This is a genomic window from Kluyvera sp. 1366 (assembly GCF_054823405.1).
The window spans coordinates 149480-174973 of the sequence record NZ_JBTRDW010000004.1; the positions used below are offsets into that span (position 1 = coordinate 149480).

Below are 25494 nucleotides of genomic sequence, written 5' to 3' on the forward strand. Positions count from 1 at the left end.
CTGTTTCATGGCTTCATTGCTGCTTATTGATGATCACCCGTTAGTTGCCGTCGCACTGGAAGCGGCTTGCGTTAACGCTCCTATCACGTTGAACATTCACGCCGCTGGCGACGAAGCGCAGGCGCGCCAACTGCTTCAACAACATCCCATCGATTTAATTGTGCTGGATATCGGTTTACCCGATTGCGACGGACTCGAACTGCTGCGCCGGTTGCGCATGCGTAATCAGCACTGCCCGGTGTTGATCTATTCCGCGCAGCAGAGCCGCCACACGCTGCTCAGCGCCGTGTCGCTTGGCGCTGCTGGTTACGTGGTGAAAAGCCAAAGCATGGCGCAACTGCTGAGCGCGATTCTGGCGGTGCTAGGCGGCCAGCAGGCTTTTCCGCCGCTGCCGGAACGTATCGAACTGCCGTTAACCGAGAAAGAGCAGCAGATTGTAGCGTTGCTGGTGCGCGGCCTCTCGAATCTGCAGATTGGCGAACAGCTGCATATCAGCAATAAAACCGTTAGCACCCACAAGAAGAACATCCTGGAGAAAACCGGCGTACAGTCGGTGGTTGAGCTGGCTGAGCTGTGGAAAGCGCAGCAGTGAGGATCTGTTTGCTGCTGTGTACGCTGCTGCTTAGTGTGATGGCGAAAGCCGATCTGCAACCCGCCAGCAGCGTGATGCTACCCGCGATGATGCCGGCCCCGCACGCCGAGCCGTGGCCTGGCGCAACGTTGCGCGTCTCGGTGCCGGCACAAAACAGCGCACCCTGGGCGATGCGTATTGGCGATCACCTCTGGGGCATCGACGCCGACTATCTCAGCGCCCTAAGCCAGTTGACCGGTACGCATTTCACGCTGCAAAGCTATGCCGATCGCGCGCAGCAACTGGCAGCCTTGCAGCGCGGCGAGGTGGATTTGGTGTTAAGTAATCAACATGCCCAGCTCCCATCCGATGTGCTGCTCAGCGACAGCTGGTACAGCAGCCCGATTCGCATCTATCGCAACCGGGATAATCAGCGCGCGGTGATGTTCAATAGCGAAACCGCGCAGCTCACCATTGCCGAAGCGACGCTGGCGCAGTTGCCCACTGAATTTGTGCAGCAGCATCGCTGGCACACCTTGCCGGGCGATCTGCAGGCGCTGTATGCGCTGCTCAATCAGCAAAGCGATTATCTGGTCGCCGATGAAGCCAGCGCCGGTTTCTTGCTGGGCCAGCTGCAGCAAGGACAAATTTACCAAATCACTGCCGATCCTGGCGCGGGCGAATTAACGCTACGCGCAATGACGCGCAATGCCGCGCTGATCCACTGGCTTAACAGCCAGCTGCGTCTGCTGCCCGCCGAGTTCAGCAGTCGGGTCCAGCAGCGCTGGAGCCCGCCGCTGCTGCGTTATCAGGACACTCAAACTCTGATGCTGTCGGCCAGCGAAACGCAGTGGCTGGCGCAACATACTGAGATTCCGTATGCGGTTGAGGCGGATAACGCGCCCTGGAGTTATCGCGACAGCAGCGGCAACGCGCGCGGCTTCGGCATCGACATGCTGAACGCGCTGAGCCAAAGTACCGGCCTGCGTTTTACCCCGCGCTGGGTCAACAATCCGCAGCAGGCCGCCAAGCTACTGCAGCAACAGCAGGTGATGCTCAACCTGTTGCAGCCGCTGTATGGCGACGATCCCGGCAGCAATACTTTGCCGGTATGGCGCGCCATTTGGGGCATTTACACGCTTGCCACGCATCAGCCAATGAACTGGCAATCGTTACAAGGCCAGCGCGTGGGCGTATTACGCGACGATCTCGCCATACGTTTGCTGCCGTCAGGTATTACGCCGCAGCCGTTCGACGATCGGACGCAGCTGTGGCAAGCGCTGAATAACGGTCAGATCGATGCGCTGGTAGATAACGTGCTCTCTGCCCGCTGGCGTATGGCGAGTCACGAAGATAATCGTGTGCATCTGGCGTTTGCTGCCAGCGATATCGCCTGGCCGCTGGCGCCGCAGGTCAGTGCTGAACAGCCTGAGCTGCGCGCCCTGCTCGACCATGCATTGCAGCAAATCCCGCCTGATACGCTCAACCAGATGCGAGTCAGCTGGTCACAGCCGCCGCAGCCCGGCACGACGATGGCGATGCGCAATATTCCGCTGATGATTTTGCTTGCGGCAGGCGTAATTATTCTGTTGCTGTTGGGCTTGCTGGCGCGTCGTTACTGGCAGCAGCGTCGTGACCGATTGCAGCGTGAGCAGGCCGAACGCGCCAATGCCGCCAAAAGCCAGTTTCTTGCCACTGCCAGCCACGAACTGCGCACGCCGATGCAGGCGATACTCGGTTTGCTGGAGCTGGAACAGCAGCAGCATCCGAATGAACGGCTGGCGCTGATGCACAGCAGCGCGCGGTCGCTGATGGCGCTATTGAACGACTTGCAGGATCACGCGCGTATTGAGAGCCAGAGCTTCCGTCTGGCGCCGCGCCCGCTCAATCTGACGCTATGGCTGCAGCAACAGCAGCAGTTTTATCATCCCTTAATGCGCGATGCCGGGCCGAACCTGGTTGCCGAAGCGCTAACGCCGCTGCCTGCCAGCGTGTTGCTGGATGGCGATCGCCTGCAGCAGGTGGTGAATAATCTGGTGGCCAACGCCCTGAAGTTTACCCGCGAAGGCGAAGTGCGCCTGTCGCTGGCGGTCAGTGAGCACATCCAGCTTACGGTCACCGACACCGGCAGCGGCATCCCGCTTAACGAGCAGGCAAAACTGTTTGAGCCGTGGTATCAGGCGCCGTCCGGCAAAAGCCATGCGGTGCAAGGCAGCGGCTTAGGTTTGTTTATCTGTCGCGAGATTGTGCAACGAATGGGCGGTACGCTAACGCTCACTTCAGCATCGGGCAGCGGCACCACGGTCAGCGTGCAGTTGCCATTAGTCGTGAGCCAAGAGCCGTTAACCGAGCGCACAGCCAGCTGGCCTGTTTACCCGCAGCTGCGCGTGGCGATTGTGGACGATCACCCGACCAATCTTTTGGTGATGCAGCAGCAGCTGGCGATGTTTGGCGTTGAGGCGCAGGTATTTGAAGAGGGCCGAGCGCTGCTGCGCGCCGATGCTCAGCGCGCCTTCGATATTCTGTTTATCGACCAGATGATGCCGCGCCCGGATGGTTTAACGCTGCTGCGTATTCTGCGCCGTCGTCAGCGCCAGCGCGGCAGCACCTCGCTGCGCGTGCTCTGCTCTGCAGATGTTCAGTTGCTGAAAATCGCCTTGCTGGATGACGAAGCTCTGCTGCTCAAACCCATTGAGCTCGATCATCTGGCACGGCTGCTGGCGCGCGCAGTAAAAGATCCATTGGATGTCTTGCCAAACAGCTTACTGATTCTGGCGCAGGATAATCAGGCATTTATTCCGCGCATCTGTCAAACCTTGCAGCGCACGCTGCAACAGGATCGGGATTTGCTGTTGAACGCGCGCGATACACAAAATTGGACGGCGCTGGAACAGGCTGCACACCGCATGAAGGGCAGCTGGTTGATGCTGGGCATTGATGAGGTAGCCGAGCGCTGTCAGCAGTTGATTGAGCAGGTTAAACAGCAGCAGTTGCCGCTTGATGATCTCAATTTACTGATATCATTAACAAACAGGTTACTTAAACAACTGGATAATTATGGCACACACGCATTCTCACGGGACCGCTAACGGCAACCGCAAACGACTGGCCGCGGCGTTTGGCGTAACGGCGCTGTTTATGGTGGCCGAAGTGATCGGCGGGCTGGTTTCTGGCTCGCTGGCGCTGCTGGCCGATGCCGGACATATGTTGACCGATGCCGCCGCGCTGCTGATGGCGTTACTCGCGGTGCAGTTTGCTCAGCGCAAGCCTAACGCGCGCCATACCTTCGGCTTGCTGCGTCTCACCACCTTAGCGGCGTTCGTCAACGCCATTGCGCTATTGGTGATTACGGTGCTGATTGTCTGGGAAGCGCTGCGTCGCTTCTATGAACCCCAGCCGATTGCCGGCGGATTGATGCTCGGCATCGCCATTGCCGGTTTGCTGGCCAATCTGCTGTCGTTCTGGCTGCTGCATCGCGGCAGCGAAGAGAAGAATCTCAACGTACGTGCGGCGGCATTGCATGTGCTGGGCGATTTGCTGGGTTCGGTCGGTGCGATTGTCGCGGCGGTGATCATCATGCTGACCGGCTGGACGCCAATCGACCCGATTTTGTCGCTGCTGGTGTCATTGCTGGTGGTACGTAGCGCCTGGTCGCTGCTGCGCGAGAGCCTGCATGAGTTGCTGGAAGGTGCGCCGGGCCATATCAACGCGGATAAACTGTCACGCGAGCTGACGCGCAATATCGATGAAGTACGTAACGTGCATCACGTTCATTTGTGGCAAGTGGGTGAAAAACCGGTGCTGACGCTGCATGTGCAGGTGATTCCGCCATACGATCATGACGGCCTGCTTAAGCGCATTCACCACTATTTGCATGAGCACTATCAGATTGCCCACGCCACGGTGCAGATGGAATATCAGCCGTGCAGCGGGCCGGACTGCGAGTTGTGTTTAGATAATAGCGCCGCGCAGCACGATCACCACGATCATGCTGCGCTGGAAGGTCACGCTCATCATCACTGATGGGACAGCGCGCGCGAGCCATGTTCGCGTGCGCTTTGCATCCACAGGCGCGAACCGTTAAGCGCAATCAGCGTCAGAATCGCGTACTCCAGTGACATGGCATATACGCCCTGACGCGCAAAGATCATCACGCTGATAACGTTGATCACCACCCAAAGCAGCCAGTTCTCAACGTACTTACGCGTCATCAAAATCATCGCCACAATCGACAGCACCATCATGCACGAATCCCAGAACGGGAACGCGTCAGGCTGCAGTTGCGGCATCGCCACGTTAAGCCCCAGACTCTGCATAATGCCGACCGCTGTTTTGGTCAGGAAAGCAAAGACCGGATCGATGTACACCGTCATCAGCGCAATCGCCACCACGCACGCCGCGCCCCAGCCCAATGCTTTCGGCAGCGGCAGCCAGCGAATTCTCAGCTCCGTTTCGTTGTTAGAGGTTTGCCGACTCCACGCGTACCAGCCGTAAACGTTGGCGACGAAGAAGAACAGTTGCAGCAACAAGCTGGCGTAGAGCTGAATCTGGAAGAAGATCACCGCGAACAGCGTGACGTTTATCAGCCCGAAAAAGTAGTTGATGATTTTCTCAAGGCTGGCGAGCCAGATGCACAGCAGGCCCGCAAGGGTGCCAACGGCTTCGATCCATGAGAGATCGTAGCCGCCAACGCCGAGCGGAATGTGAACCAGAATATTTTGCGTGCTAAAGAAGTCCATATAAGGTGCCTGTGTAACGGGAGCCCGTCATGCATTCCCTTTGATTTTAAGTTTGAGATCTGCAGCAAAGGATAGCATGCGGTTGAGCGGTAGCAACGCGGCCTCACGCAACGCGCTATCCACATGGATCTCATGCGCGCTGCCGCCACGCTCCAGTCCTTCGGCAATCGCTTTCAGGCCGTTCATCGCCATCCAAGGACAGTGCGCACAGCTGCGGCAGGTGGCGCCCTCGCCTGCGGTGGGCGCTTCCAGCAACTCTTTGTTCGGCACCGCCTGCTGCATTTTGTAGAAGATGCCGCGATCGGTGGCGACGATCATCTGCGGATGCGGCAAACTTTGCGCCGCCTGAATCAGCTGACTGGTGGATCCCACCGCATCAGCCAGATCGACAATCGCCTGCGGTGATTCAGGATGCACCAGCACCGCCGCATGCGGATAGAGCGCCTTCATGCGTTGCAAAGCCTGTGTTTTGAATTCGTCATGCACAATACAGGCGCCCTGCCAGCACAGCACATCCGCGCCGGATTTTTGCGTGACGTAGCGGCCGAGATGGCGATCCGGTGCCCAGATGATTTTTTCGCCGAGGCTGTCGAGATGCTCAATCAGCTCAACCGCGATGCTCGAGGTGACGACCCAATCCGCACGCGCTTTAACCGCCGCCGAGGTGTTGGCATACACCACCACAGTGCGATCGGGATGCTGATCGCAGAAGCGGTTAAATTCTTCAATTGGGCAACCGAGATCGAGCGAGCATTCCGCCTGCAAGGTGGGCATCAGCACGGTTTTTTCCGGGCTAAGGATTTTTGCGGTTTCACCCATAAAACGCACGCCCGCCACCAGCAAGGTTTTAGCGGGATGAGTACTGCCGAAACGGGCCATTTCCAGTGAGTCCGATACGCAGCCGCCGGTCTCTTCCGCCAGCGCCTGAATTTCGGGATCGGTGTAGTAATGCGCCACCATCACCGCATCGCGTTCTTTCAGCAAGCGTTTTATTTTGTTTTTGTAGTGGGCTTTTTCATCGTCGCTGAGACGTGCCGGTTTCGGCGGGAAAGGATAGATCGCGCTTTCAGGATCGAACATCAGGCTCATGACACGGCTCTCGTTTTCTCAATTTAACAAAATTGCCTGTTACGGCAATGATGCGGCATCAAAACCGCTATCGTGTTTTATATGCTAAACACGATAGCGGAATTGCGCGAGAGTGTCGTCTCTTTTTTGCGCGCTCTACAGCAACAAAGCGCTGCTCAACGTTTTCTGCGGACTTTCCAGCTCCAGCAGGAAGGCTTTAACGGTGAGCCCGCCTGCAAAACCGGTGAGTTTGCCGTTGCTGCCAATCACGCGATGGCAGGGCGCCATAATCGACAGCGGATTTTTACCGTTCGCTGCGCCCACGGCGCGCACCGCTTTCGGATTGCCGATCTGCTCGGCGATTTGCTGGTAGCTGCGCGTTTCACCAAACGGGATGGTGAGCAGCGCCTGCCACACTTTTTTCTGAAACTCGGTGCCGACAGTGTCGTACGGCATATCAAACTGCTGACGCTCACCGGCGAAATATTCGCGCAGCTGGCGTTCGGCCTCACACAAAATTGGATGCTGATCGTTACGGCTGATCGGCTTCAGCGGCACGCGCTGCGCCCCTTCGTTTTCCCACAGAATCGCCGACAATCCTTTATCGGTGGCAACAAGCGTGAGCTCACCAACGGGCGTCGCGATGATTTTGGCATGATACATGGTGCACCTCCGGCATATTCTCTGCTGGCGATTATCGCATTTCCGCCGCAGGAAACTGGCTGTTTTCGGTCATCAGCATAAACTGGTTAGCTGTCCGAAAGCAGCGAGTTTTCCTGTTCAGCTTGCGCGACTATGCCGTTTATTTGCCGGAGACGATGATGTTTGATGCTGAAATTGCGTACCAGGCGCTGACGTCGCGCGATAGCCGCTTCGACGGGCTGTTTTTTGTTGGCGTGACATCCACCGGCATCTATTGCCGCCCCATTTGTCCAGTGAAAGCGCCGATGCAGAAGAACTGCCTGTTTTTTAGCAGCGCAGAGGCCGCCGAGAAAGCGCACTTCCGCCCGTGTTTACGCTGCCGTCCGGAACTGGCACCCGGCTCTGCGCCGGTGGATAGCCATCACCGCATTGCCGATCGTTTGATTCGCCGCATCGAAGAGGGCTTACTGGAAGAGCAGGAGACGCTGGCAGACATCGCTGGCGAGTTTGACCTCAGTGAACGTCAATTACGTCGCGTGGTGCAGCAGGAGCTCGGCGTATCGCCTTTAGAGCTGCGTCAGACACGTCGTATGCTGCTAGCCAAGCAACTTCTGACAGAAACCTCTTTGCCGGTCACGGAAATTGCTTACGCCAGCGGCTTCCGCAGTTTGAGGCGCTTTAACGATGTGTTCCAGGCGCGCTATCGCATGACGCCCTCCCGCCTGCGCAAGCAGAATCAACCCGACGCCGTGAAAACCACGCAGGAGAGCGCCGAACTGCGCCTGAGTTATCGGCCGCCTTACGATTGGGATGCGATGCTCGATTTCCTGCAACAGCGCGTGATGAAGGAGGTGGAATGGGTGAACGAGGGCATGTATCACCGCACCGTGGCGCTGGGCAACTGTCGCGGCTGGGTGCGTGTGAGCCATGTTGCGGGTAAACAGTCGCTGAAGGTGCAATTCACAACATCGCTGACGCCAGTGCTGCCCGCTTTGCTGCGTCGGCTACGCGATCTATTTGATTTGGATGCGCAGCCACAGCGCATAGCAGAACATTTAAGCCACGATCCGTTATTAGCCGAGAGCTTATCGCGCTTTCCCGGCTTACGCGTTCCTGGTGCGTTTGACGGCTTTGAGTTGGGTGTGCGCGCGATACTCGGGCAGCAGGTTACCGTCAAAGCCGCAACCACGCTAAGCAGCCGAATGGCACAGCGCTTTGGTGAGCCGCTGGTGACGCCGTGGTCAGAACTTTCGCGTTTGCCGCCAAATGCGGAGTCGCTAGCGGCGGCGAGCATCGATGATATTGCCAGCCTGGGAATCGTCAGTGCGCGTTCACATGCCATTCAGGCGTTGGCGCAGGCCTGTGCTTCCGGCGCATTACGCTTTAACGGTGCGGTGAATCCGGACGTGGTTCAGCAGCAGTTACTGGCGCTGAAAGGCATTGGGCCGTGGACGGCAAGTTATATCGCGATGCGCGCACTGCGCTGGCCTGATGCGTTTCCCAAAGAGGATATTGCGATTCGTAATAATCTCGGCGGCGTGAGTGCCAAAGTGGCGGAGCAGCTATCGCAGGTTTGGCGGCCGTGGCGCAGCTATGCGGTGCTGCATATCTGGAAAAGTCTGACGCCGGTTAAGTTTAAAAAATAGATTTAGCTTAAAAGCTTGCCAACCAGCCGGAAGGACCGGGCGGTTCCGTAAAGTCGCCGTGGATACATCCCTGTAGGCTCTGCCGGCGCATCCATGCGCCGGAAGCTTTACTCCACCGCCCGGTCCTTTCGTCTTCGTTCAGTATGCGTGTGATTATTTCAAGCAACGACAAAGCATAAGGGCCAGAAAAGGCGGGAGCAGGAGGAGCGAAGCGTCCGAGCCATGGACAAAAACGCCGGGAGCGTTTTTGCACAACGCGAAGCGTTGCCCGCTTGCGGGCGAGCCTCATGGATGAGGCGAGGACTTGCGAGGCCGATCCACAGGGATGTGAGGTTTCTTCGCGATCCGCCCCGCCTTATCTGGCCGGTGCACCATCTCAAAGCAAATCCACCTAGCGTAGAAAAGCAAAAAGGCGCCTTTAGGGCGCCTTTCTACATAACTGGTGGGTCGTGCAGGATTCGAACCTGCGACCAATTGATTAAAAGTCAACTGCTCTACCAACTGAGCTAACGACCCGCTGTGGGGCTTACAACCTTTACTTGATGGTGGGTCGTGCAGGATTCGAACCTGCGACCAATTGATTAAAAGTCAACTGCTCTACCAACTGAGCTAACGACCCATCAAGGTTGTGAAGCTTACTGAAGAAATCATCTCACTTACAACGGGTTGAGATGGTGGGTCGTGCAGGATTCGAACCTGCGACCAATTGATTAAAAGTCAACTGCTCTACCAACTGAGCTAACGACCCATCTTCAGTGCTGCCGATACTTGTTAAGATATGTCCCGGCAACGGCGGCATATATTACTGATTTAGCGGGAGGGCGCAACCCTTATTTTCCACTAAATGTCTCAATTGCTTACCTTTCATGCTGTAAGACCAGAAATCACACGAAATCCGGTCTTTTAGGCACAAATTACAACCCAGCAAGACGTTTTTGCGCCTGCTTAGCAGAATCACTATTTGGGAATTGTTTGATCACTTGCTGGAAGACAGCCTTGGCTTTCGCCGTGTCGTTCTTCTCTTGCATGATCACACCAACCTTAAACAGCGCTTCCGGGGCTTTTGGCGATTTCGCGTAATTTTTTACCACAGTGGCAAAATAATAAGCCGAATCGTCTTTTTTACCCTTGTTGTAATACAGCTGACCCAGCCAGTAATTGGCATTCGGCTGATAGGTAGAATCAGGATATTTCTTCACCCAAGCCTGCAGGGCAGTAATCGCCTGATCGTACTGCTTCTTCTCCAGAATCAGCGCAACCGCAGCATTATAGTCCGTGTTGGCATCGCCGGTTTGCGCTGGCGCGGCCGAACTGGCGCTGCTACCGCTATCCGCAGAAGCCGCAGCGCCCGCTGCAGCGGCATCAGCACCACCGCTCGCCTGCGCACCATTACTGCCGGAGCTAAGGCTGTCGATTTGCTGATAGAGCTGCTTCTGGCGCTCAATCACCTGATTAAGCTGATAGCTGTTTTGCTGGATTTGCCCGCGCAGCGAATCGATATCGCTTTGGTTGTCGCTCATCTGCTGCTGCAATTGCTGCAAAAGCTGAGCCTGGGCATTAGAGATACGTTCAAGAGTGGTGACACGGTCTTCGACCGAGCCTGAGCCAACGCTACTGATTGACGCCTGGGCATTAGCGGCCCCCAAAGGAGCCGCTAAACCAACCAGTAACGACAGACTCAACAGATGAAGTCTGAAGTTACTCATCATGATATTTTCTTAGTAAACCAGTACGGCACGACGGTTTTTAGCGTAAGCCGCTTCGTCATGACCCAGTACAGCTGGTTTTTCTTTACCGTAAGAAACGATAGACATCTGGTCAGCAGAAACGCCTTTGCCTTGCAGATACATCTTAACGGCGCTTGCACGACGTTCGCCCAGAGCGATGTTGTATTCTGGGGTACCGCGCTCATCCGCGTGACCTTCGATGGTCACTTTGTATGACGGGTTGCCACGCAGGAATGCAGCGTGCTGATCCAGCATCTGAGCGTAGTCAGAAGCCACGTCATATTTGTCCAGACCGAAGTAAACGATGTTGTTCTGCTGCAGCTGCTGCATCTGCAGGCGCGCTTGCTCATCAGAAGACATGTTACCGCCGTTCTGACCAGCACCGTAAGCACCGTCGTTAGCGCCCATGCCAGTCTGATCGTTGTTGTTGTTTTTGTGTGAGCTACATGCAGCTACTGCGATAACCGGCAGAGCCAGCATCAAACCCTTCAGCACTTTGTTCAGTTGCATTTCTTTATCCTATTATTTTGTTTGCCATACATTTTAATCCCCCGCCGTGCAGGGGACCTATGCATCACAGATACGGCGACCAGGCAGGGAATTTGACCTGTCCATCAGTTGCCGGAAGACGCGCTTTGAAACGCCCGTCGGTTGAAACCAATTGCAACACGGAACCCATCCCCTGAGTAGAGCTATAGATTACCATTGTGCCGTTTGGCGCCAGACTCGGCGTTTCATCCAGGAACGTGTCCGTTATTGTTTGAACGGCTCCCGTTACCAGATCCTGTTTGGCGACGTGCTGAGCGCCACCGGCGCTGCTGATCATCACCATAGTTTTGCCGTCGGTTGACACATCCGCATCCTGGTTTTGCGCACCTTCCCAGGTAATACGTTGTGGCGCACCGCCGTTGATACCAACTTTATAAATCTGGGGCGCACCGGCCTGATCCGAGGTGTAAGCCAGTGTCTGGCTGTCCGGGAACCACGTTGGTTCAGTGCTGTTGTAGCGACCATCGGTCACCTGACGCGTCTGACCAGAAGCCAGATCCATCACATACAGGTTCAGGCTACCGGTTTTCGACAGCGCGAAGGCGAGTTTAGAACCATCTGGTGAGAAGGCTGGCGCACCGTTGTGACGCGGATAAGAAGCCACCTGACGGATTGCACCGTTAGACAGCGTCTGAACCACCAGCGCAGATTTGCCGCTTTCGAAGGTCACGTAAGCCACTTTGCTGCCATCTGGCGACCAGGCCGGAGACATCAATGGCTGCGGTGAACGGTGAACCACAAACTGGTTGTAGCCATCGTAATCCGACACGCGCAACTCATACGGGAACTGACCGCCATTGGTCTGCACCACATAGGCAATGCGGGTACGGAATGCGCCTTTGATGCCGGTCAGCTTTTCGAACACTTCGTCACTGGCGGTGTGCGCTGCGTAACGCAGCCACTGCTTAGTCACTTTATAAGAGTTCTGCGCCAGCACGGTGCCTGGCGCGCCACCGGTGTCCACCAGCTGATAGGCAACTTGATAGCTGCCGTCAGCGTTAGGCGTTACCTGACCAACCACAACCGCATCAATACCCAATGCGCTCCATGCGGCAGGTTGAACTTCCTGCGCGCTGGCTGGCTGTTGTGGCAGACGAGAACGATCGAGCGGATTGAATTTACCGCTGTTACGTAAGTCAGCAGAAACGATCCCGCCGATGTCTTCTGGTGCCGCGCCTGGGCCAGCCCATTGGAACGGAACCACACCAATAGGACGTGCGGTGTTAACGCCCTGCGTAATTTCAATACGGACTTCTGCATGAAGCATTGCTGCCCACAGCAGTACAAAAAAACCTAAGGTTACACGAAGTGCCTGCTTCATTTTTTCTCCCTTACCTGAACCAGAGGTTCATGATAATTCGCACAGTTCCTGAAAAACACGAGTACTCATAGAGTATGGCAAGCTAACCTTAGTTCAACCTGCCGTACGTTACTGCATTATTCTGGTTTGAAACGCATCGGTGCGTTTTTAAACACTTCATACACCGCCTGCGAAGGCGGCTTCGGAATCCGCGCCTGCTTCGCAGCAGCAATTGCCGCCTGACACAAGGCGGGGTCGCCACCTTCCGATTTAACGTCAATCAGCAAACCATCCGGTGCCAGTTTAATACGCAGGTTACACTCTTTACCTTTGTACAAATCTGCATCGTAGAAACGGCTCTGAATCGCCCCGACAACTTGTCCCAGATAATTATTGATATCTGCGCCTGACGCGCCCGCTTTTTTCTGATTGCCCTGCCCTGCAGCGCCACCCGATGCGGTGCCGCTTTTCGGTGCATTCTTACCAGAAGACAAACCACCTAACAGGTCATCAACCGCATTTTCGTTCTTCGCAGCTTCAGCGGCGGCTTTTTTAGCATCCGCAGCCGCTTTCGCTTTTGCATCCGCTTTGGCCTTAGCAGCCGCATCGGCCTTGGCTTTCGCCTCGGCGGCAGCCTTCTCTTTCGCTTCTGTTGCAGCTTTTTCTTTTGCCTCAGCAGCCGCTTGCTCTTTAGCCTCTTTGGCTTCCTGAGCCGCTTTCGCCTTGGCATCGGCAGCAGCCTGCGCTTTGGCTTCAGCATCCGCTTTGGCTTTCGATTCTGCGGCCGCTTTTGCCTGCTGCGCCGCTTTCTCTTTCGCTGCTTCAGCGGCAGCGGCTTTCGCCTGCTCTTCTGCTTTCTTCTTCGCGTCAGCCGCGGCTTGCTTAGCTTCTTCTACCGCTTTGGCTTTGGCGTCAGCCGCTGCTTTTGCCTGCGCATCAGCTTCCGCTTTGGCATCAGCCTTGGCTTTTGCAGCTGCGGCTTCGGCAGTTTTCTGCTGTTCCTGGGCTTGCTTAGCGGCGGCTTCAGCGGCTTTCTGCTGCTCGGCCTGCTGCTTCGCCTGCTCTTTGGCTTCCTGCTGGGCCTGCAAGCGCTCTTTTTCCATCTCTTTCAGGCGCTGCTGCTCAGCAGCTTGTTTCTGCTGTAACTCTTCGGCCTGCTGCTGCGACTGCTTCTGACGCTGCTGCTCGGCGCGCTGACTGTCTCGTTGCTGATTCTGCTGGCGGTTATACTGCTCAACCACGGCGCCGGAATCGACCATCACTGCGTCAATATCACTGCCACCGCCACCGCCGCTGGATTCGATTTTTTCGTTAAACGAGCTCCAAATCAGTAAGGCGATCAGCACGATGTGCAGAATCACCGAAACGATTATCGCGCGCTTTAACTTGTCGTTCTGCTCGGTTGCCTTCGACACACTCGGTTCCCAAAAAACGGTTCGCTTTAAATCGGCTGCGTCATCAAACCGACAGATTTCACGCCTGCCTGATGTAACAGGTTCAGCGCCTTGATGATTTCGTCATAAGGGACGTCTTTCGCACCGCCGATCAGGAAGACCGTTTTCGGATTGGCTTCAATCCGGCGCTGCGCTTCGCTCACCACCTGCTCCGGCGGTAACTGCGTCATACGATCGTGATCCACCACCAGGCTGTACTGGCCAACACCAGACACTTCAACAATCACCGGTGGATTATCATCAGTTGAGACGGTTTTTGAATCTGTCGCATCCGGCAGATCCACTTCCACGCTCTGGGTAATAATCGGCGCGGTTGCCATAAAGATGAGCAGCAACACCAACAGCACGTCCAGCAGTGGAACAATGTTGATTTCCGACTTAAGGTCGCGTTTACCGCGACCACGGGTTCTGGCCATCGTAAACCTCGACTTACTTCGTGTTGTCGGTGGAGAAAGCCTGACGATGCAGGATAGCCGTGAACTCTTCCATGAAGTTGTCGTAGCCCTGTTCCAGCTTGTTAACGCGCTGGTTCAGACGGTTGTACGCCATAACGGCAGGAATGGCCGCAAACAGACCGATTGCGGTCGCGATCAACGCTTCGGCAATACCCGGTGCAACCATCTGCAGCGTGGCCTGTTTTACCGCACCGAGGGCGATAAAGGCGTGCATAATCCCCCACACCGTACCAAACAGACCGATATACGGACTGATGGAGCCAACGGTGCCAAGGAAAGGAATGTGAGTTTCCAGCGTTTCCAGTTCACGATTGAAGGAGATGCGCATCGCACGGCTCGCGCCCTCAACAACCGCTTCTGGCGCATGGTTGTTAGCACGATGCAAACGCGCAAACTCTTTGAAACCCGAATAGAAAATTTGCTCAGATCCGCTCAGTTCATCGCGGCGTCCCTGGCTTTCCTGATACAGGCGTGACAGCTCGATACCCGACCAGAACTTATCTTCAAACGCTTCGGCTTCGCGCCCCGCCGCATTCAAAATGCGCGTCCGCTGAATAATGATCGCCCATGAGGCAATAGAAAAGCCGATCAAAATCAACATGATAAGTTTGACCAGAAGGCTCGCCTTCAGGAACAAATCAAGAACATTCATGTCAGTCACTGCTTGAACTCCGCGACAATAGACTTGGGAAGCGCAATTGGCTTCATTAGATGTGGGTTGATGCAGGCAATCAGGACTTCTGCTTCATTTAGCACTTTGCCTTCTGCATTCACGATACGCTGCGAGAACGTCATCGTTGCACGCGTCATTGAGGTCACTTCTGTTTGAATTTCCAAAAGATCGTCCAGACGTGCAGCCGCAACAAAATCGATCGTCATGCGTCGTACCACAAAAGCCACCTGCTCTTCCAACAGGACCTGCTGATTGAAATGGTGCTGGCGCAACATTTCGGTACGTGCTCGTTCATAGAAAGCAAGATAACTGGCGTGGTAAACCACACCACCGGCATCGGTGTCTTCGTAATAGACACGAACCGGCCAGCGAAACAGCGTTGTACTCACTCTACATCCCGGTCTCATTTTAAACGTTGCTACTATACGCAAGAGAGATCGGCTTGGGAATGGTCCGCTGACGCCGCGAGAAAATAATTATCACAGGTTAACAACTGGAAGGATTTATAGGATGTTTCTTGACCGGACGCTGACAAAACCTCACGTCAGCGTCTGAAATTGCGGCGTTTTTAAGTCCTGAGCCTGGACTTAATAGTAGAACCAGAAAATTCCTGCTACTAAAACTATCATCGCGGGCAACGGCGAGAAGAGCGCTTGCCAGCGCAGGCGCTGAGGGCGAAATCCAGTGCCGTGAATCACGCCGGTACAAACGGCCCAAATCAGCAGCATTCCATGCCATATCGCTAAATCACTGGTACGCGCGGCAAAGCGTGAAGGCTGCCAAATGACACAGCCCGCCAGCCACAGCGCGAGGATTAGCGAAAGGGCCCGAAGCGGGCCCTTGTCCATCAGACGATAAAGCGTCTGAATCAGTGCGCGCATCAGACTTGCTCGTCCTTCGCGCTGCTCTCTTCAACGTGCTCCAGCGCCAGCGCCGTAATCACACCGAACGCACAGGCCAGCAAGGTGCCAAGAATCCAGGCAAAATACCACATGCTCAATCTCCTTAATCAGTACAGGGAGTGCGTATTGCTCTCAATGTGTTCTTTGGTGATACGGCCAAACATCTTGTAATAACACCACGCGGTGTACGCCAGGATAATCGGTACAAAGATGATGGCGGCAATGGTCATCACTTTCAGCGTCAGCAGGCTAGACGTGGCATCCCACATGGTCAGGCTGATGCCCGGCACGGTGCTGGATGGCATGATGAAGGGGAACATCGCAATCCCGGCCGTCATGATCACGCAAGCTAAGGTCAATGAAGACGAGATAAACGCCAGAGCGCCCTTCTCGATACGCGAGCAGAGAACGGTCAGCAGCGGCAACACCACGCCCAACAGCGGGAACAGCCACAGCACTGGCATCTGCTCGAAGTTCACCATCCACGCACCGGCTTCACGCACCACATCTTTACCCAACGGGTTGGATGCCGCGTGATGATCGATAACGCTTTTCAGCACATAACCGTCAATGCCGTATTTCACCCACACGCCCGCGAGAATGAAGCACACCATCATTACCAGCGCCGAGATTTGCGCGGTGCTGCGGCTGCGGACGTGCAGTTCACCAGCAGTCCGCATCTGCAGATAGGTTGCGCCCTGCGTCAGGATCATCGCCACACTCACCACACCCGCCAGCAAGCCAAAAGGATTCAGCAGTTGGAAGAAATTGCCGGTATAGAAGAGACGCAGATATTCGTCAGCGTGGAACGGCACCCCTTGCAGCAGGTTGCCGAACGCCACACCAATCACCAGCGGCGGAACAAAGCTGCCGATGAAAATGCCCCAATCCCACATGCCGCGCCAGCGCATATCTTCAATCTTTGAACGGTAATCAAATCCAACCGGACGGAAGAACAGTGAAGCCAGCACCAGAATCATCGCCACGTAGAATCCTGAGAACGCCGCGGCATATACCATTGGCCAGGCGGCAAACAGCGCGCCACCGGCGGTGATCAGCCAAACCTGGTTTCCGTCCCAGTGCGGCGCAATGGTATTAATCATGATGCGACGTTCGGTATCAGTACGACCCAGAATGCGCGTCAGCATACCAACGCCCATATCAAAGCCATCGGTGACCGCGAAACCGATCAGCAACACGCCAATCAGCAGCCACCAGACAAAGCGCAATACTTCGTAATCAAACATGGTCGCTCTCCTTATCCACGCGCTGGCTGAGATGATGTCTTCAGCGTTTCATGATGATAGCGGCCGGTTTTCAGGCTGCTTGGACCGAGGCGCGCGAACTTGAACATCAGGTACATTTCCGCCACAAGGAACAAGGTGTAGAGACCGCAAATCAGCGTCATTGAGAACAGCAGATCGCCAACGGTCAATGAGGAGTTAGCGACCGCGGTTGGCAGCACCTCACCAATTGCCCACGGCTGGCGACCATACTCAGCAACGAACCAACCCGCTTCAATCGCGATCCACGGTAACGGAATGCCGTACAACGCGGCTTTCAGTAACCAGCGAGACTTACCGATACGGTTACGAATCACGCTCCAGAAGGAGAGCGCAATAATGCCCAGCATCAGCACACCGCCCAGCACCATGATGCGGAAGGCGAAGTACAGTGGCGCAACGCGTGGGATCGAATCCTGTGTCGCTTTCTGAATCTGCTCTTCGCTGGCGTTAGCCACATCCGGCGTATAGCGCTTCAGCAGCAGGCCATAACCGAGATCCTGTTTGCTGGCTTCAAACTGGCTGCGCACCTCAGGATCTTTACTGCCACCACGCAGTTCGTTCAGCAGCGCGTAGGCTTTCATGCCGTTACGAATACGCACTTCATGTTGTGCCAGCAGTTCTTTCAAACCGGTGACCGGCGTATCCACTGAACGCGTGGCGATCAGGCCGAGCAGATACGGAATCTGAATCGCATATTTGTTCTCCTGCGTCTCCTGATCCGGAATACCAAACAGCGTAAATGCAGCCGGAGCCGGTTGGGTTTCCCATTCCGCTTCAATTGCCGCCAGTTTGGTTTTCTGCACGTCACCGATTTCATAACCGGATTCGTCACCCAGTACGATCACTGACAGAATCGCCGCCATACCGAAACTGGCTGCGATGGCGAAAGAGCGTTTAGCGAAAGCAATGTCGCGCCCTTTCAGCAGATACCATGCGCTGATACCAAGGATGAACATCGCGCCCGTGGTGTAACCGGCGGCCACGGTATGGACAAACTTCACCTGCGCAACCGGGTTCAGCACCAGCTCGGAGAAACTCAACATCTCCATACGCATGGTTTCGAAATTGAATTCCGATGCAATGGGGTTTTGCATCCAGCCGTTCGCCACCAGAATCCACAGCGCGGACATGTTCGAACCGAGCGCCACCAGCCAGGTCACCGCAAGGTGTTGCACCTTACCGAGGCGATCCCAGCCGAAGAAGAACAGGCCAACAAAGGTGGATTCGAGGAAGAACGCCATTAAACCTTCGATGGCGAGCGGCGCACCGAAGATATCGCCGACATAGTGTGAATAATATGACCAGTTGGTACCGAACTGGAATTCCATGGTCAGGCCGGTAGCCACGCCGAGTGCAAAGTTAATACCAAACAACTTGCCCCAGAACTTGGTCATATCTTTATAAATTTGTTTCCCCGTCAGGACATATACGGTTTCCATGATCGCCAATAAAAACGCCATACCCAGCGTTAATGGCACGAACAGGAAATGGTACATCGCCGTCAGGGCAAACTGTAAACGCGACAGCTCGACAATATCTAACATGATGACTCCTTGCTCCTCGCATGAACTTCCCCTGCGGATGACAACGGCAAACAACAGACATTGACGCGCAGAACAAGATTCAGGAACGACTGATTATTGATTCCAGTTTTGTTACTGATAGAACAGAGAAAGCTGTTGCCCGAAGAGAGCGAGTAACAGTGATAAAATTCCCTTAAAAACCGATCTTTTCAGTCAATTTAAAGCAGGAGTAACACGAGGAGGCGGCAGAATTGATATAACAACGCCTGGCACAAACTCCTGATAAATTATGACGAAGACTGAATTGATGCAGCGCAATTTATACCGGTTAGTCGGCCTTTTGCTAGCGGTAAAGTTTCCTATAAGTCGCCAATTATTGATCTAGATTAAGACAATAAATTTCCAGATATGTAGTGTTACAGTGGTTGTTAATTAGATGTCACAACATCATCATATTATTAAGAATATAATTACCTTTTCCGCAATTATTTAACCTCATTTTGGAAAGCCGCACGCCAATTGCTTGACAAAAATCCAGCGCCTTTTCCCTTCTTTACCTTGATGACAGAGTAAGCATAGCCGCAATTTTTTGAAGCCGTTGCGCTTTTTTCCCCTCTCTTTCAGGCGGGTTATTACCAAAAAAAAAGCCACCCGAAGGTGGCTTTTCATTGTCAGTCTGTATTGGCTTATTTGAGTGGTAAAACCGCTTTAACCGCGTCACCAATGTCTGCCAGGCTGCGTACGGTTTTCACACCGGCCGCTTCCAGCGCAGCAAATTTCTCATCAGCGGTACCTTTACCACCGGCAATGATGGCGCCTGCGTGGCCCATACGTTTGCCTTTCGGTGCAGTCACACCGGCGATATAGCCGACAACCGGCTTGGTCACGTGGGCTTTGATGTAAGCTGCTGCTTCTTCTTCCGCGCTACCACCGATCTCACCGATCATCACGATCGCTTCGGTCTGTGGATCTTCCTGGAATAATTTCAGGATATCGATGAAGTTAGAGCCAGGGATCGGGTCACCACCGATACCTACGCAGGTTGACTGGCCGTAGCCGATGTCAGTGGTCTGCTTAACGGCTTCATAAGTCAGCGTACCTGAACGCGATACGATACCTACGCGGCCTGGCTGGTGAATGTGGCCTGGCATGATACCGATCTTACATTCGCCTGGCGTGATCACGCCTGGGCAGTTCGGGCCGATCATGCGCACGCCAGCTTCATCCAGCTTCACTTTCACGGTCAGCATATCCAGCGTTGGGATACCTTCGGTGATGGTGATGATCAGTTTAATGCCCGCATCGATCGCTTCCAGAATACCGTCTTTGCAGAACGGCGCTGGAACGTAGATCACGGTGGCGGTTGCGCCGGTGGCTTCTACTGCTTCACGTACGGTGTTGAACACCGGCAGGCCGAGATGCGTGGTGCCGCCTTTGCCTGGCGTTACACCGCCAACCAGCTGCGTACCGTAAGCCAGCGCCTGCTCAGAGTGGAACGTCCCTTGACCACCGGTGAAACCCTGGCAAATGACTTTGGTGTTTTTGTCGATCAAAATGGACATTATTTACCCTCCGCTGCAGCTACAACACGCTGTGCAGCGTCTGTCAGGCTGGTTGCTGCAATGATGTTCAGACCGCTGTCCGCCAATTTCTTAGCGCCCAGCTCGGCGTTGTTACCTTCCAGACGTACCACAACCGGCACGTTGACACCCACTTCTGCCACGGCACCGATGATGCCGTCTGCGATCAGGTCGCAACGCACAATACCGCCGAAGATGTTAACGAACACGGCTTTCACCGCATCGTCAGACAGAATGATTTTGAAGGCTTCGGTGACGCGCTCTTTGGTTGCGCCGCCGCCAACGTCCAGGAAGTTTGCTGGCTCACCACCGTGGTGTTTCACGATGTCCATGGTGCCCATCGCCAGACCGGCGCCGTTCACCATACAGCCGATGTTGCCATCCAGCGCAACGTAGTTAAGTTCCCACTGCGTTGCGTGGGCTTCACGTGGATCTTCCTGGCTCGGATCGCGCATTTCACGCAGTTCCGGCTGACGGAACAGTGCGTTACCGTCCGCGCCCAGTTTGCCGTCGAGGCAGATCAGATCGCCCTGCTTGGTGATCACCAGCGGGTTGATCTCAACCATCGCCAGATCGCGCTCAAGGAACATGGTCGCCAGGCCCATGAAGATTTTGGTGAACTGGCTAACTTGCTTGCCGGTCAGGCCGAGTTTGAACGCCAACTCGCGGCCCTGATACGGCTGTGGACCCGCTAATGGATCGAGCGCCATCTTGTGGATCAAGTGTGGCGTTTCTTCTGCCACTTTCTCAATCTCAACACCGCCTTCTGTCGAAGCCATGAAGATGACACGACGGGTAGCACGGTCAACAACCGCACCCAGATACAGCTCCTGATCGATATCCGTCGCGGCTTCAACCAGAATCTGGTTTACCGGCTGACCGTGCGCATCAGTTTGATAGGTCACCAGACGTTTGCCCAGCCAGTGTTCAGCAAAAGCACGAATGTCTTCTTTGCTGTTCACCACTTTCACGCCGCCCGCTTTACCGCGGCCACCGGCATGAACCTGACATTTCACTACCCACGGACCTGCGCCAATTTTAGACGCGGCTTCTTCAGCTTCACGTGGCGTGGTGCAGGCGTAGCCTGTCGGTGCTGGCATGCCATAGCGTGCAAACAGCTGCTTCGCCTGGTATTCATGTAAATTCATGATGTTCTATCCATTCAGGTATGAGTTTGGGCGCGCCTTCACACCGCGCGCCCGGCGAAATTAGACGTCCAGCAGCAGGCGAGCTGGATCTTCCAGCATCTCTTTCACCGCCACCAGATAGCCAACGGATTCACGACCATCAATCAAACGGTGATCGTAAGAGAGCGCCAGATACATCATTGGCAGAATCACAACCTGACCATTAACCGCCATTGGGCGATCTTTGATGGCGTGCATGCCGAGAATCGCGCTCTGCGGCGGGTTGATGATTGGCGTAGACATCAGCGAACCAAACACACCTCCGTTGGTGATGGTGAAGTTACCGCCGGTCAACTCTTCAACCGTCAACTTGCCGTCACGGCCTTTCACCGCCAGCTCTTTAATTTTCTTCTCAATGTCAGCCATGCTCAGTGCATCAACATCTTTCAGCACCGGCGTAACCAGACCACGCGGGGTAGAAACCGCAATGCTCACATCGAAATAGTTGTGGTAAACCACATCTTCGCCATCAATAGACGCGTTCACTTCCGGGAAGCGTTTCAGCGCTTCCACTACCGCTTTGATGTAGAAGGACATGAAGCCCAGACGCACGCCGTGACGTTTCTCGAACGCGTCGCCGTACTGCTTGCGCAGATCCATGATTGGCTTCATGTTGATTTCGTTGAACGTGGTCAACATCGCGGTGCTGTTTTTCGCTTCCAGCAGACGCTCGGCAACACGCTTACGCAGACGCGTCATCGGTACGCGTTTTTCGCTGCGGTTAGCCACAGCGGCCTGCGGTGCAGCAGCGGCTGGCGCTGCAGCCGCTGCAGCTTTGCCACCGTCAGCTTTCTTCGCCAGATGTTTTTCCACATCTTCACGCGTCAGACGGCCACCAACGCCGGTGCCTTTGATCTGGCTGGCATCGAGGTTGTTTTCAGCAATCAGGCGGCGTACCGCTGGGCTGAGCGCATCGTTGCTCTCTTCTTCCAGCGAAGCGGTCTGGCGCTGTGCTGGTGTAGATTCGTTGCTTTCCGCTTTGGCCGCAGTCTCTTTCCCGCCGCTGTTGCCCTCTTTCAGACGGCCCAGAATCTGACGAGAAGTGACGGTAGCGCCTTCCTCTTCCAGCACGGCTTCCAGGATGCCATCCGCTGAAGCAGGCACTTCCAGAACCACTTTGTCAGTTTCAATCTCTACCAGTACTTCATCGCGGCTCACAGAGTCGCCAGGTTTTTTGTGCCAGGTTGCAACCGTTGCGTCCGCTACGGATTCAGGCAAATCGGGAACGAGAATTTCTACGCTACTCATTTTCTTTCCTTTTTATTAACCAAGGTTCAGCGCGTCATTAACCAGGTCTTGCTGCTGTTTTTGATGTACGGACATGTAGCCCACGGCCGGTGAAGCAGAAGCCGGACGGCCTGCATAACGCAGTGACGCACCAAATGGAACCACTTCGCGGAAATGATGCTGACTGCAATACCATGCGCCCTGATTCAGCGGCTCTTCCTGACACCACACGAAATCCTGCACATGAGCATAGTTTTTCAATACGTCCTGCACGACTTTGTGCGGGAACGGATAGAGTTGTTCGATACGCACGATGGCCACGTCGGTCTGCTCGTTTTTACGACGCTGCTCCAGCAGATCGTAATAAACCTTGCCCGAACACAGCACCACGCGTTTTACCTGTTGTGGATCGAGATCGTCGATCTCACCAATCGCTGGCTGGAAGCTGCCTGTGGCCAACTCTTCCAGGCTGGAAATCGCCAGCGGATGACGCAGCAGTGATTTCGGTGACATGACGATCAGCGGACGGCGCATACCCCGCAGCGCCTGACGACGCAGCATGTGGTAAACCTGCGCTGGCGTAGAAGGCACGCACACCTGCATGTTCTGTTCAGCACAGAGTTGCAGATAACGCTCCAGACGCGCTGAGGAGTGCTCAGGACCCTGGCCTTCATAACCGTGCGGTAGCAACATGACCAGGCCACACATACGGCCCCATTTCTGTTCGCCGGAGCTGATGAACTGGTCGATCACGACCTGCGCGCCATTGGCGAAATCGCCGAACTGCGCTTCCCAGATGGTCAGCACGCGCGGTTCTGCGGTGGCATAACCGTATTCGAAAGCCAGTACCGCTTCTTCAGACAGCACGGAATCCCACACTTTGAACTGACCCTGGCCGTTATGGACATGGTGCAGCGGCGTGTAGGTTGAGCCGTTGGTCTGGTTGTGGATTACCGCATGACGGTGGAAGAAGGTCCCGCGACCGGTATCTTCACCGGAAAGACGCACCGGAATCCCCTCGTCAACCAGCGTGGCATAGGCGAGGTTTTCTGCACCGCCCCAGTCGAACGCTTTGTTGCCTTCGGCCATCTCTTTGCGATCGTTGTAGATCTTGGCAACGCGAGACTGCACTTCTACCGATTCCGGTACGCTGCTGATGCGGCGCGCCAGTTCCTGCAGGCGTTTCAGTTCCACGGTCGCCGGGTAGCTTTCGTCCCACTCGTGGTTCAGATACGGCGACCAGGTGAATGAGTGCAGGCTCATCGGACGCCACTCTGGCACCACGCATTCGCCTTCATCCAGCGCGTCGCGATAGAGATTGACCATCTCGGTGGCATCTTCGCTGGTCGCTACACCTTCGCTTTCCAGCTGATCGGCATAGAGTTTACGCGGCGTCGGATGCTTTTTGATTTTCTGGTACATCAACGGCTGCGTTGCACTTGGCTCGTCGGCTTCGTTGTGGCCGTGACGGCGATAGCACACCAGGTCGATGAAGACATCACGTTTAAAGGTGTTGCGATAATCCAGCGCCAGGCGAGTCACAAAGGCTACGGCTTCCGGATCGTCCGCGTTAACGTGGAAAATTGGTGCCAGCACCATCTTGCCGATATCCGTACAGTACGGCGTAGAGCGCGCATCTTTCGGGTTGGAGGTGGTGAAACCAACCTGGTTGTTGATCACGATGCGAACGGTACCGCCCACTTCGTAGCCACGCGCCTGCGACATGTTCAGGGTTTCCTGCACCACGCCCTGACCAATAACAGCGGCATCACCGTGAATGGTGATAGGCAGAACTTTGTTGCTGCTTGGCTCAGCCAAACGATCTAAACGCGCACGCACCGAACCCATCACTACCGGGCTTACGATTTCCAGATGCGACGGGTTGAACGCCAGCGCCAGGTGCACTAAGCCGCCTTCGGTTTCCACGTCAGACGAGAAGCCCATGTGGTACTTCACGTCGCCGGTGCCGAGGTGTTCTTTGTGCTTGCCGGAGAATTCGTCGAACAGATCCTGCGGCTTCTTACCTAATACGTTGATCAGTACGTTGAGACGACCGCGGTGCGCCATACCCAGCACCACTTCGCGCGTACCGCTCTTGCCCGCGTGACGAATCATCTCGCGCAGCATCGGCACCAGTGCATCGCCGCCTTCCAGCGAGAAGCGCTTCGCACCCGGGAATTTTGCACCCAGATATTTTTCCAGGCCTTCTGCCGCGGTCAGCTCTTTCAGGAAACCTTTTTTCTCGTCACTGCTGAAAGACGCGTGGCCCACCACCGATTCCAGACGCTGCTGAATCCAGCGCTTCTCGTCGGTGTTGTTGATGTGCATGTACTCAGCACCAATCGAGCCACAGTAAGTCTGCTGCAGCGCCGCAAACAGATCCGCCAGCTTCATGGTCTCTTTGCCGATAGCAAAAGAGCCTACGTTAAAGCTTTCCTGAAAATCGGCGTCGGTCAGATCGTGATAAGCCGGATCGAGGTCGGCTACCGTGTCCTGTTTCCACAGGCCAAGCGGATCGAGGTTTGCATGCTGATGGCCGCGGAAGCGGAACGCATTAATCAGCTGCAGCACTTTTACCTGTTTGGAGTTGGTTGCCGGATCGGTCACGGTTGATGTGTAACGCGTAGCGTCTTTAGCCAGGCGGCGGAAGTAGTCACGCGTGGTGGAGTGAAATTGCTCAGGTTTCACGCCAGTGCCCGGCAGCTGTTGGAACAGCTCGCGCCACATGTCATCAACTGAGTCAGGATCGGTCAGGAAATCCTCATAGAGCTGCTCTATGTAAGATTGGTTCGCGCCGGCCAGCCAGGAGGAGTCCAGCCAGGGTTTCATCGCGCTGTTCTGCATTGTGATCCCTTAAGCATTAATCTGCTTTTTATGAGGTTTCATTTTTTACCGCTTACGCGGCTTGCCGTAGTGAGTTCAGCGATACGAACCTGTGCGCTACCGGCGCCTGGCTCGTAAGGGA

The 25494-nt window shown here is 55.2% G+C and carries 22 protein-coding genes and 3 tRNA genes; 4 read left to right on the forward strand and 21 right to left on the reverse strand.

The features are described from left to right. Window positions 1-7: 7 nt before the first annotated feature. The 3 genes from ACVLVH_RS09985 to zitB are packed head-to-tail and all read left to right on the forward strand — an operon-like array spanning window position 8 to window position 4594. On the forward strand, window positions 8-592 hold the full coding sequence (locus tag ACVLVH_RS09985) for a response regulator transcription factor (RefSeq protein ID WP_110865750.1): 585 nt from the start codon (window positions 8-10) through the stop codon (window positions 590-592). 38 nt (window positions 593-630) lie between these two features. Next, a complete protein-coding gene (locus ACVLVH_RS09990; RefSeq protein WP_498949432.1) occupies window positions 631-3660 on the forward strand; it encodes an ATP-binding protein in 3030 nt (1009 codons plus the stop codon). Then, window positions 3629-4594 (forward strand): CDF family zinc transporter ZitB, encoded by a 966-nt coding sequence (gene zitB, locus ACVLVH_RS09995; protein ID WP_101763201.1) that lies wholly within the window; start codon window positions 3629-3631, stop codon window positions 4592-4594. Before ACVLVH_RS09990 ends, zitB begins: the two co-directional genes overlap by 32 nt. Here the strand turns inward: zitB and pnuC are convergent. The 3 genes from pnuC to ACVLVH_RS10010 form a co-directional block, all read right to left on the reverse strand. Continuing rightward, on the reverse strand, window positions 4588-5310 hold the full coding sequence (gene pnuC / locus ACVLVH_RS10000; protein ID WP_110865748.1) for a nicotinamide riboside transporter PnuC: 723 nt from the start codon (window positions 5308-5310) through the stop codon (window positions 4588-4590). The genes zitB and pnuC overlap by 7 nt on opposite strands. 27 nt (window positions 5311-5337) lie before the next feature. Further along, window positions 5338-6399 (reverse strand): quinolinate synthase NadA, encoded by a 1062-nt coding sequence (nadA, locus tag ACVLVH_RS10005; protein ID WP_101763203.1) that lies wholly within the window; start codon window positions 6397-6399, stop codon window positions 5338-5340. 135 nt (window positions 6400-6534) lie between these two features. After that, a complete protein-coding gene (locus tag ACVLVH_RS10010; RefSeq protein ID WP_110865747.1) occupies window positions 6535-7041 on the reverse strand; it encodes a methylated-DNA--[protein]-cysteine S-methyltransferase in 507 nt (168 codons plus the stop codon). Between the two features lie 158 nt (window positions 7042-7199). Between ACVLVH_RS10010 and ACVLVH_RS10015 the strand changes: the two genes are divergently transcribed. Further along, window positions 7200-8666 carry an AlkA N-terminal domain-containing protein gene (locus ACVLVH_RS10015; protein ID WP_312464859.1) on the forward strand — a complete coding sequence of 489 codons (1467 nt, stop codon included), beginning with the start codon at window positions 7200-7202 and terminating at the stop codon, window positions 8664-8666. Between the two features lie 440 nt (window positions 8667-9106). Here ACVLVH_RS10015 and ACVLVH_RS10020 read toward each other — a convergent pair. From ACVLVH_RS10020 to sucA, 18 genes are all read right to left on the reverse strand, one after another. Beyond that, a tRNA-Lys gene (locus tag ACVLVH_RS10020) sits at window positions 9107-9182 on the reverse strand. Between the two features lie 27 nt (window positions 9183-9209). Next, window positions 9210-9285: transfer RNA gene (locus ACVLVH_RS10025), tRNA-Lys, on the reverse strand. Between the two features lie 53 nt (window positions 9286-9338). Continuing rightward, window positions 9339-9414 (reverse strand) — tRNA-Lys (locus tag ACVLVH_RS10030). Between the two features lie 166 nt (window positions 9415-9580). Beyond that, window positions 9581-10375 carry a cell division protein CpoB gene (gene cpoB, locus ACVLVH_RS10035; protein ID WP_101763206.1) on the reverse strand — a complete coding sequence of 265 codons (795 nt, stop codon included), beginning with the start codon at window positions 10373-10375 and terminating at the stop codon, window positions 9581-9583. A 9-nt stretch (window positions 10376-10384) separates the two neighbouring features. Beyond that, the gene (gene pal / locus ACVLVH_RS10040; RefSeq protein ID WP_101763207.1) at window positions 10385-10903 is read right to left on the reverse strand and encodes a peptidoglycan-associated lipoprotein Pal; all 519 of its coding nucleotides are present in this window, start codon (window positions 10901-10903) and stop codon (window positions 10385-10387) included. 64 nt (window positions 10904-10967) lie between these two features. Next, a complete protein-coding gene (tolB, locus tag ACVLVH_RS10045) occupies window positions 10968-12263 on the reverse strand; it encodes a Tol-Pal system beta propeller repeat protein TolB (RefSeq protein WP_101763208.1) in 1296 nt (431 codons plus the stop codon). A gap of 116 nt (window positions 12264-12379) precedes the next feature. Further along, window positions 12380-13657, reverse strand: coding sequence for a cell envelope integrity protein TolA (gene tolA / locus ACVLVH_RS10050; protein ID WP_192414187.1), 1278 nt, complete (start codon window positions 13655-13657; stop codon window positions 12380-12382). Between the two features lie 26 nt (window positions 13658-13683). Beyond that, window positions 13684-14112: a colicin uptake protein TolR gene (gene tolR / locus ACVLVH_RS10055; RefSeq protein WP_008107389.1), complete on the reverse strand. Its 429-nt coding sequence runs from the start codon at window positions 14110-14112 to the stop codon at window positions 13684-13686. 13 nt (window positions 14113-14125) lie between these two features. Beyond that, window positions 14126-14812: a Tol-Pal system protein TolQ gene (tolQ, locus tag ACVLVH_RS10060; protein WP_101763210.1), complete on the reverse strand. Its 687-nt coding sequence runs from the start codon at window positions 14810-14812 to the stop codon at window positions 14126-14128. Beyond that, window positions 14809-15213, reverse strand: coding sequence for a tol-pal system-associated acyl-CoA thioesterase (gene ybgC, locus ACVLVH_RS10065; RefSeq protein WP_008107385.1), 405 nt, complete (start codon window positions 15211-15213; stop codon window positions 14809-14811). The genes tolQ and ybgC overlap by 4 nt, the downstream gene beginning before the upstream one ends. Window positions 15214-15411: 198 nt before the next feature. Then, a complete protein-coding gene (ybgE, locus tag ACVLVH_RS10070; RefSeq protein ID WP_192414186.1) occupies window positions 15412-15705 on the reverse strand; it encodes a cyd operon protein YbgE in 294 nt (97 codons plus the stop codon). Next, window positions 15705-15818, reverse strand: coding sequence for a cytochrome bd-I oxidase subunit CydX (cydX, locus tag ACVLVH_RS10075; RefSeq protein WP_007890642.1), 114 nt, complete (start codon window positions 15816-15818; stop codon window positions 15705-15707). The genes ybgE and cydX overlap by 1 nt, the downstream gene beginning before the upstream one ends. Before the next feature lie 15 nt (window positions 15819-15833). Beyond that, entirely contained in the window at window positions 15834-16973 is a 1140-nt protein-coding gene (gene cydB / locus ACVLVH_RS10080) for a cytochrome d ubiquinol oxidase subunit II (protein ID WP_192236625.1), read from the reverse strand. 11 nt (window positions 16974-16984) lie between these two features. Continuing rightward, entirely contained in the window at window positions 16985-18556 is a 1572-nt protein-coding gene (cydA, locus tag ACVLVH_RS10085) for a cytochrome ubiquinol oxidase subunit I (RefSeq protein ID WP_101763213.1), read from the reverse strand. 665 nt (window positions 18557-19221) lie between these two features. Further along, entirely contained in the window at window positions 19222-20097 is an 876-nt protein-coding gene (gene sucD, locus ACVLVH_RS10090; protein ID WP_110865742.1) for a succinate--CoA ligase subunit alpha, read from the reverse strand. Beyond that, window positions 20097-21263: an ADP-forming succinate--CoA ligase subunit beta gene (gene sucC / locus ACVLVH_RS10095; protein ID WP_007890646.1), complete on the reverse strand. Its 1167-nt coding sequence runs from the start codon at window positions 21261-21263 to the stop codon at window positions 20097-20099. The genes sucD and sucC overlap by 1 nt, the downstream gene beginning before the upstream one ends. A gap of 60 nt (window positions 21264-21323) precedes the next feature. After that, the gene (odhB, locus tag ACVLVH_RS10100) at window positions 21324-22550 is read right to left on the reverse strand and encodes a 2-oxoglutarate dehydrogenase complex dihydrolipoyllysine-residue succinyltransferase (protein ID WP_312462583.1); all 1227 of its coding nucleotides are present in this window, start codon (window positions 22548-22550) and stop codon (window positions 21324-21326) included. Between the two features lie 15 nt (window positions 22551-22565). Further along, window positions 22566-25373: a 2-oxoglutarate dehydrogenase E1 component gene (gene sucA / locus ACVLVH_RS10105; RefSeq protein WP_110865741.1), complete on the reverse strand. Its 2808-nt coding sequence runs from the start codon at window positions 25371-25373 to the stop codon at window positions 22566-22568. Between the last annotated feature and the right edge of the window lie 121 nt (window positions 25374-25494).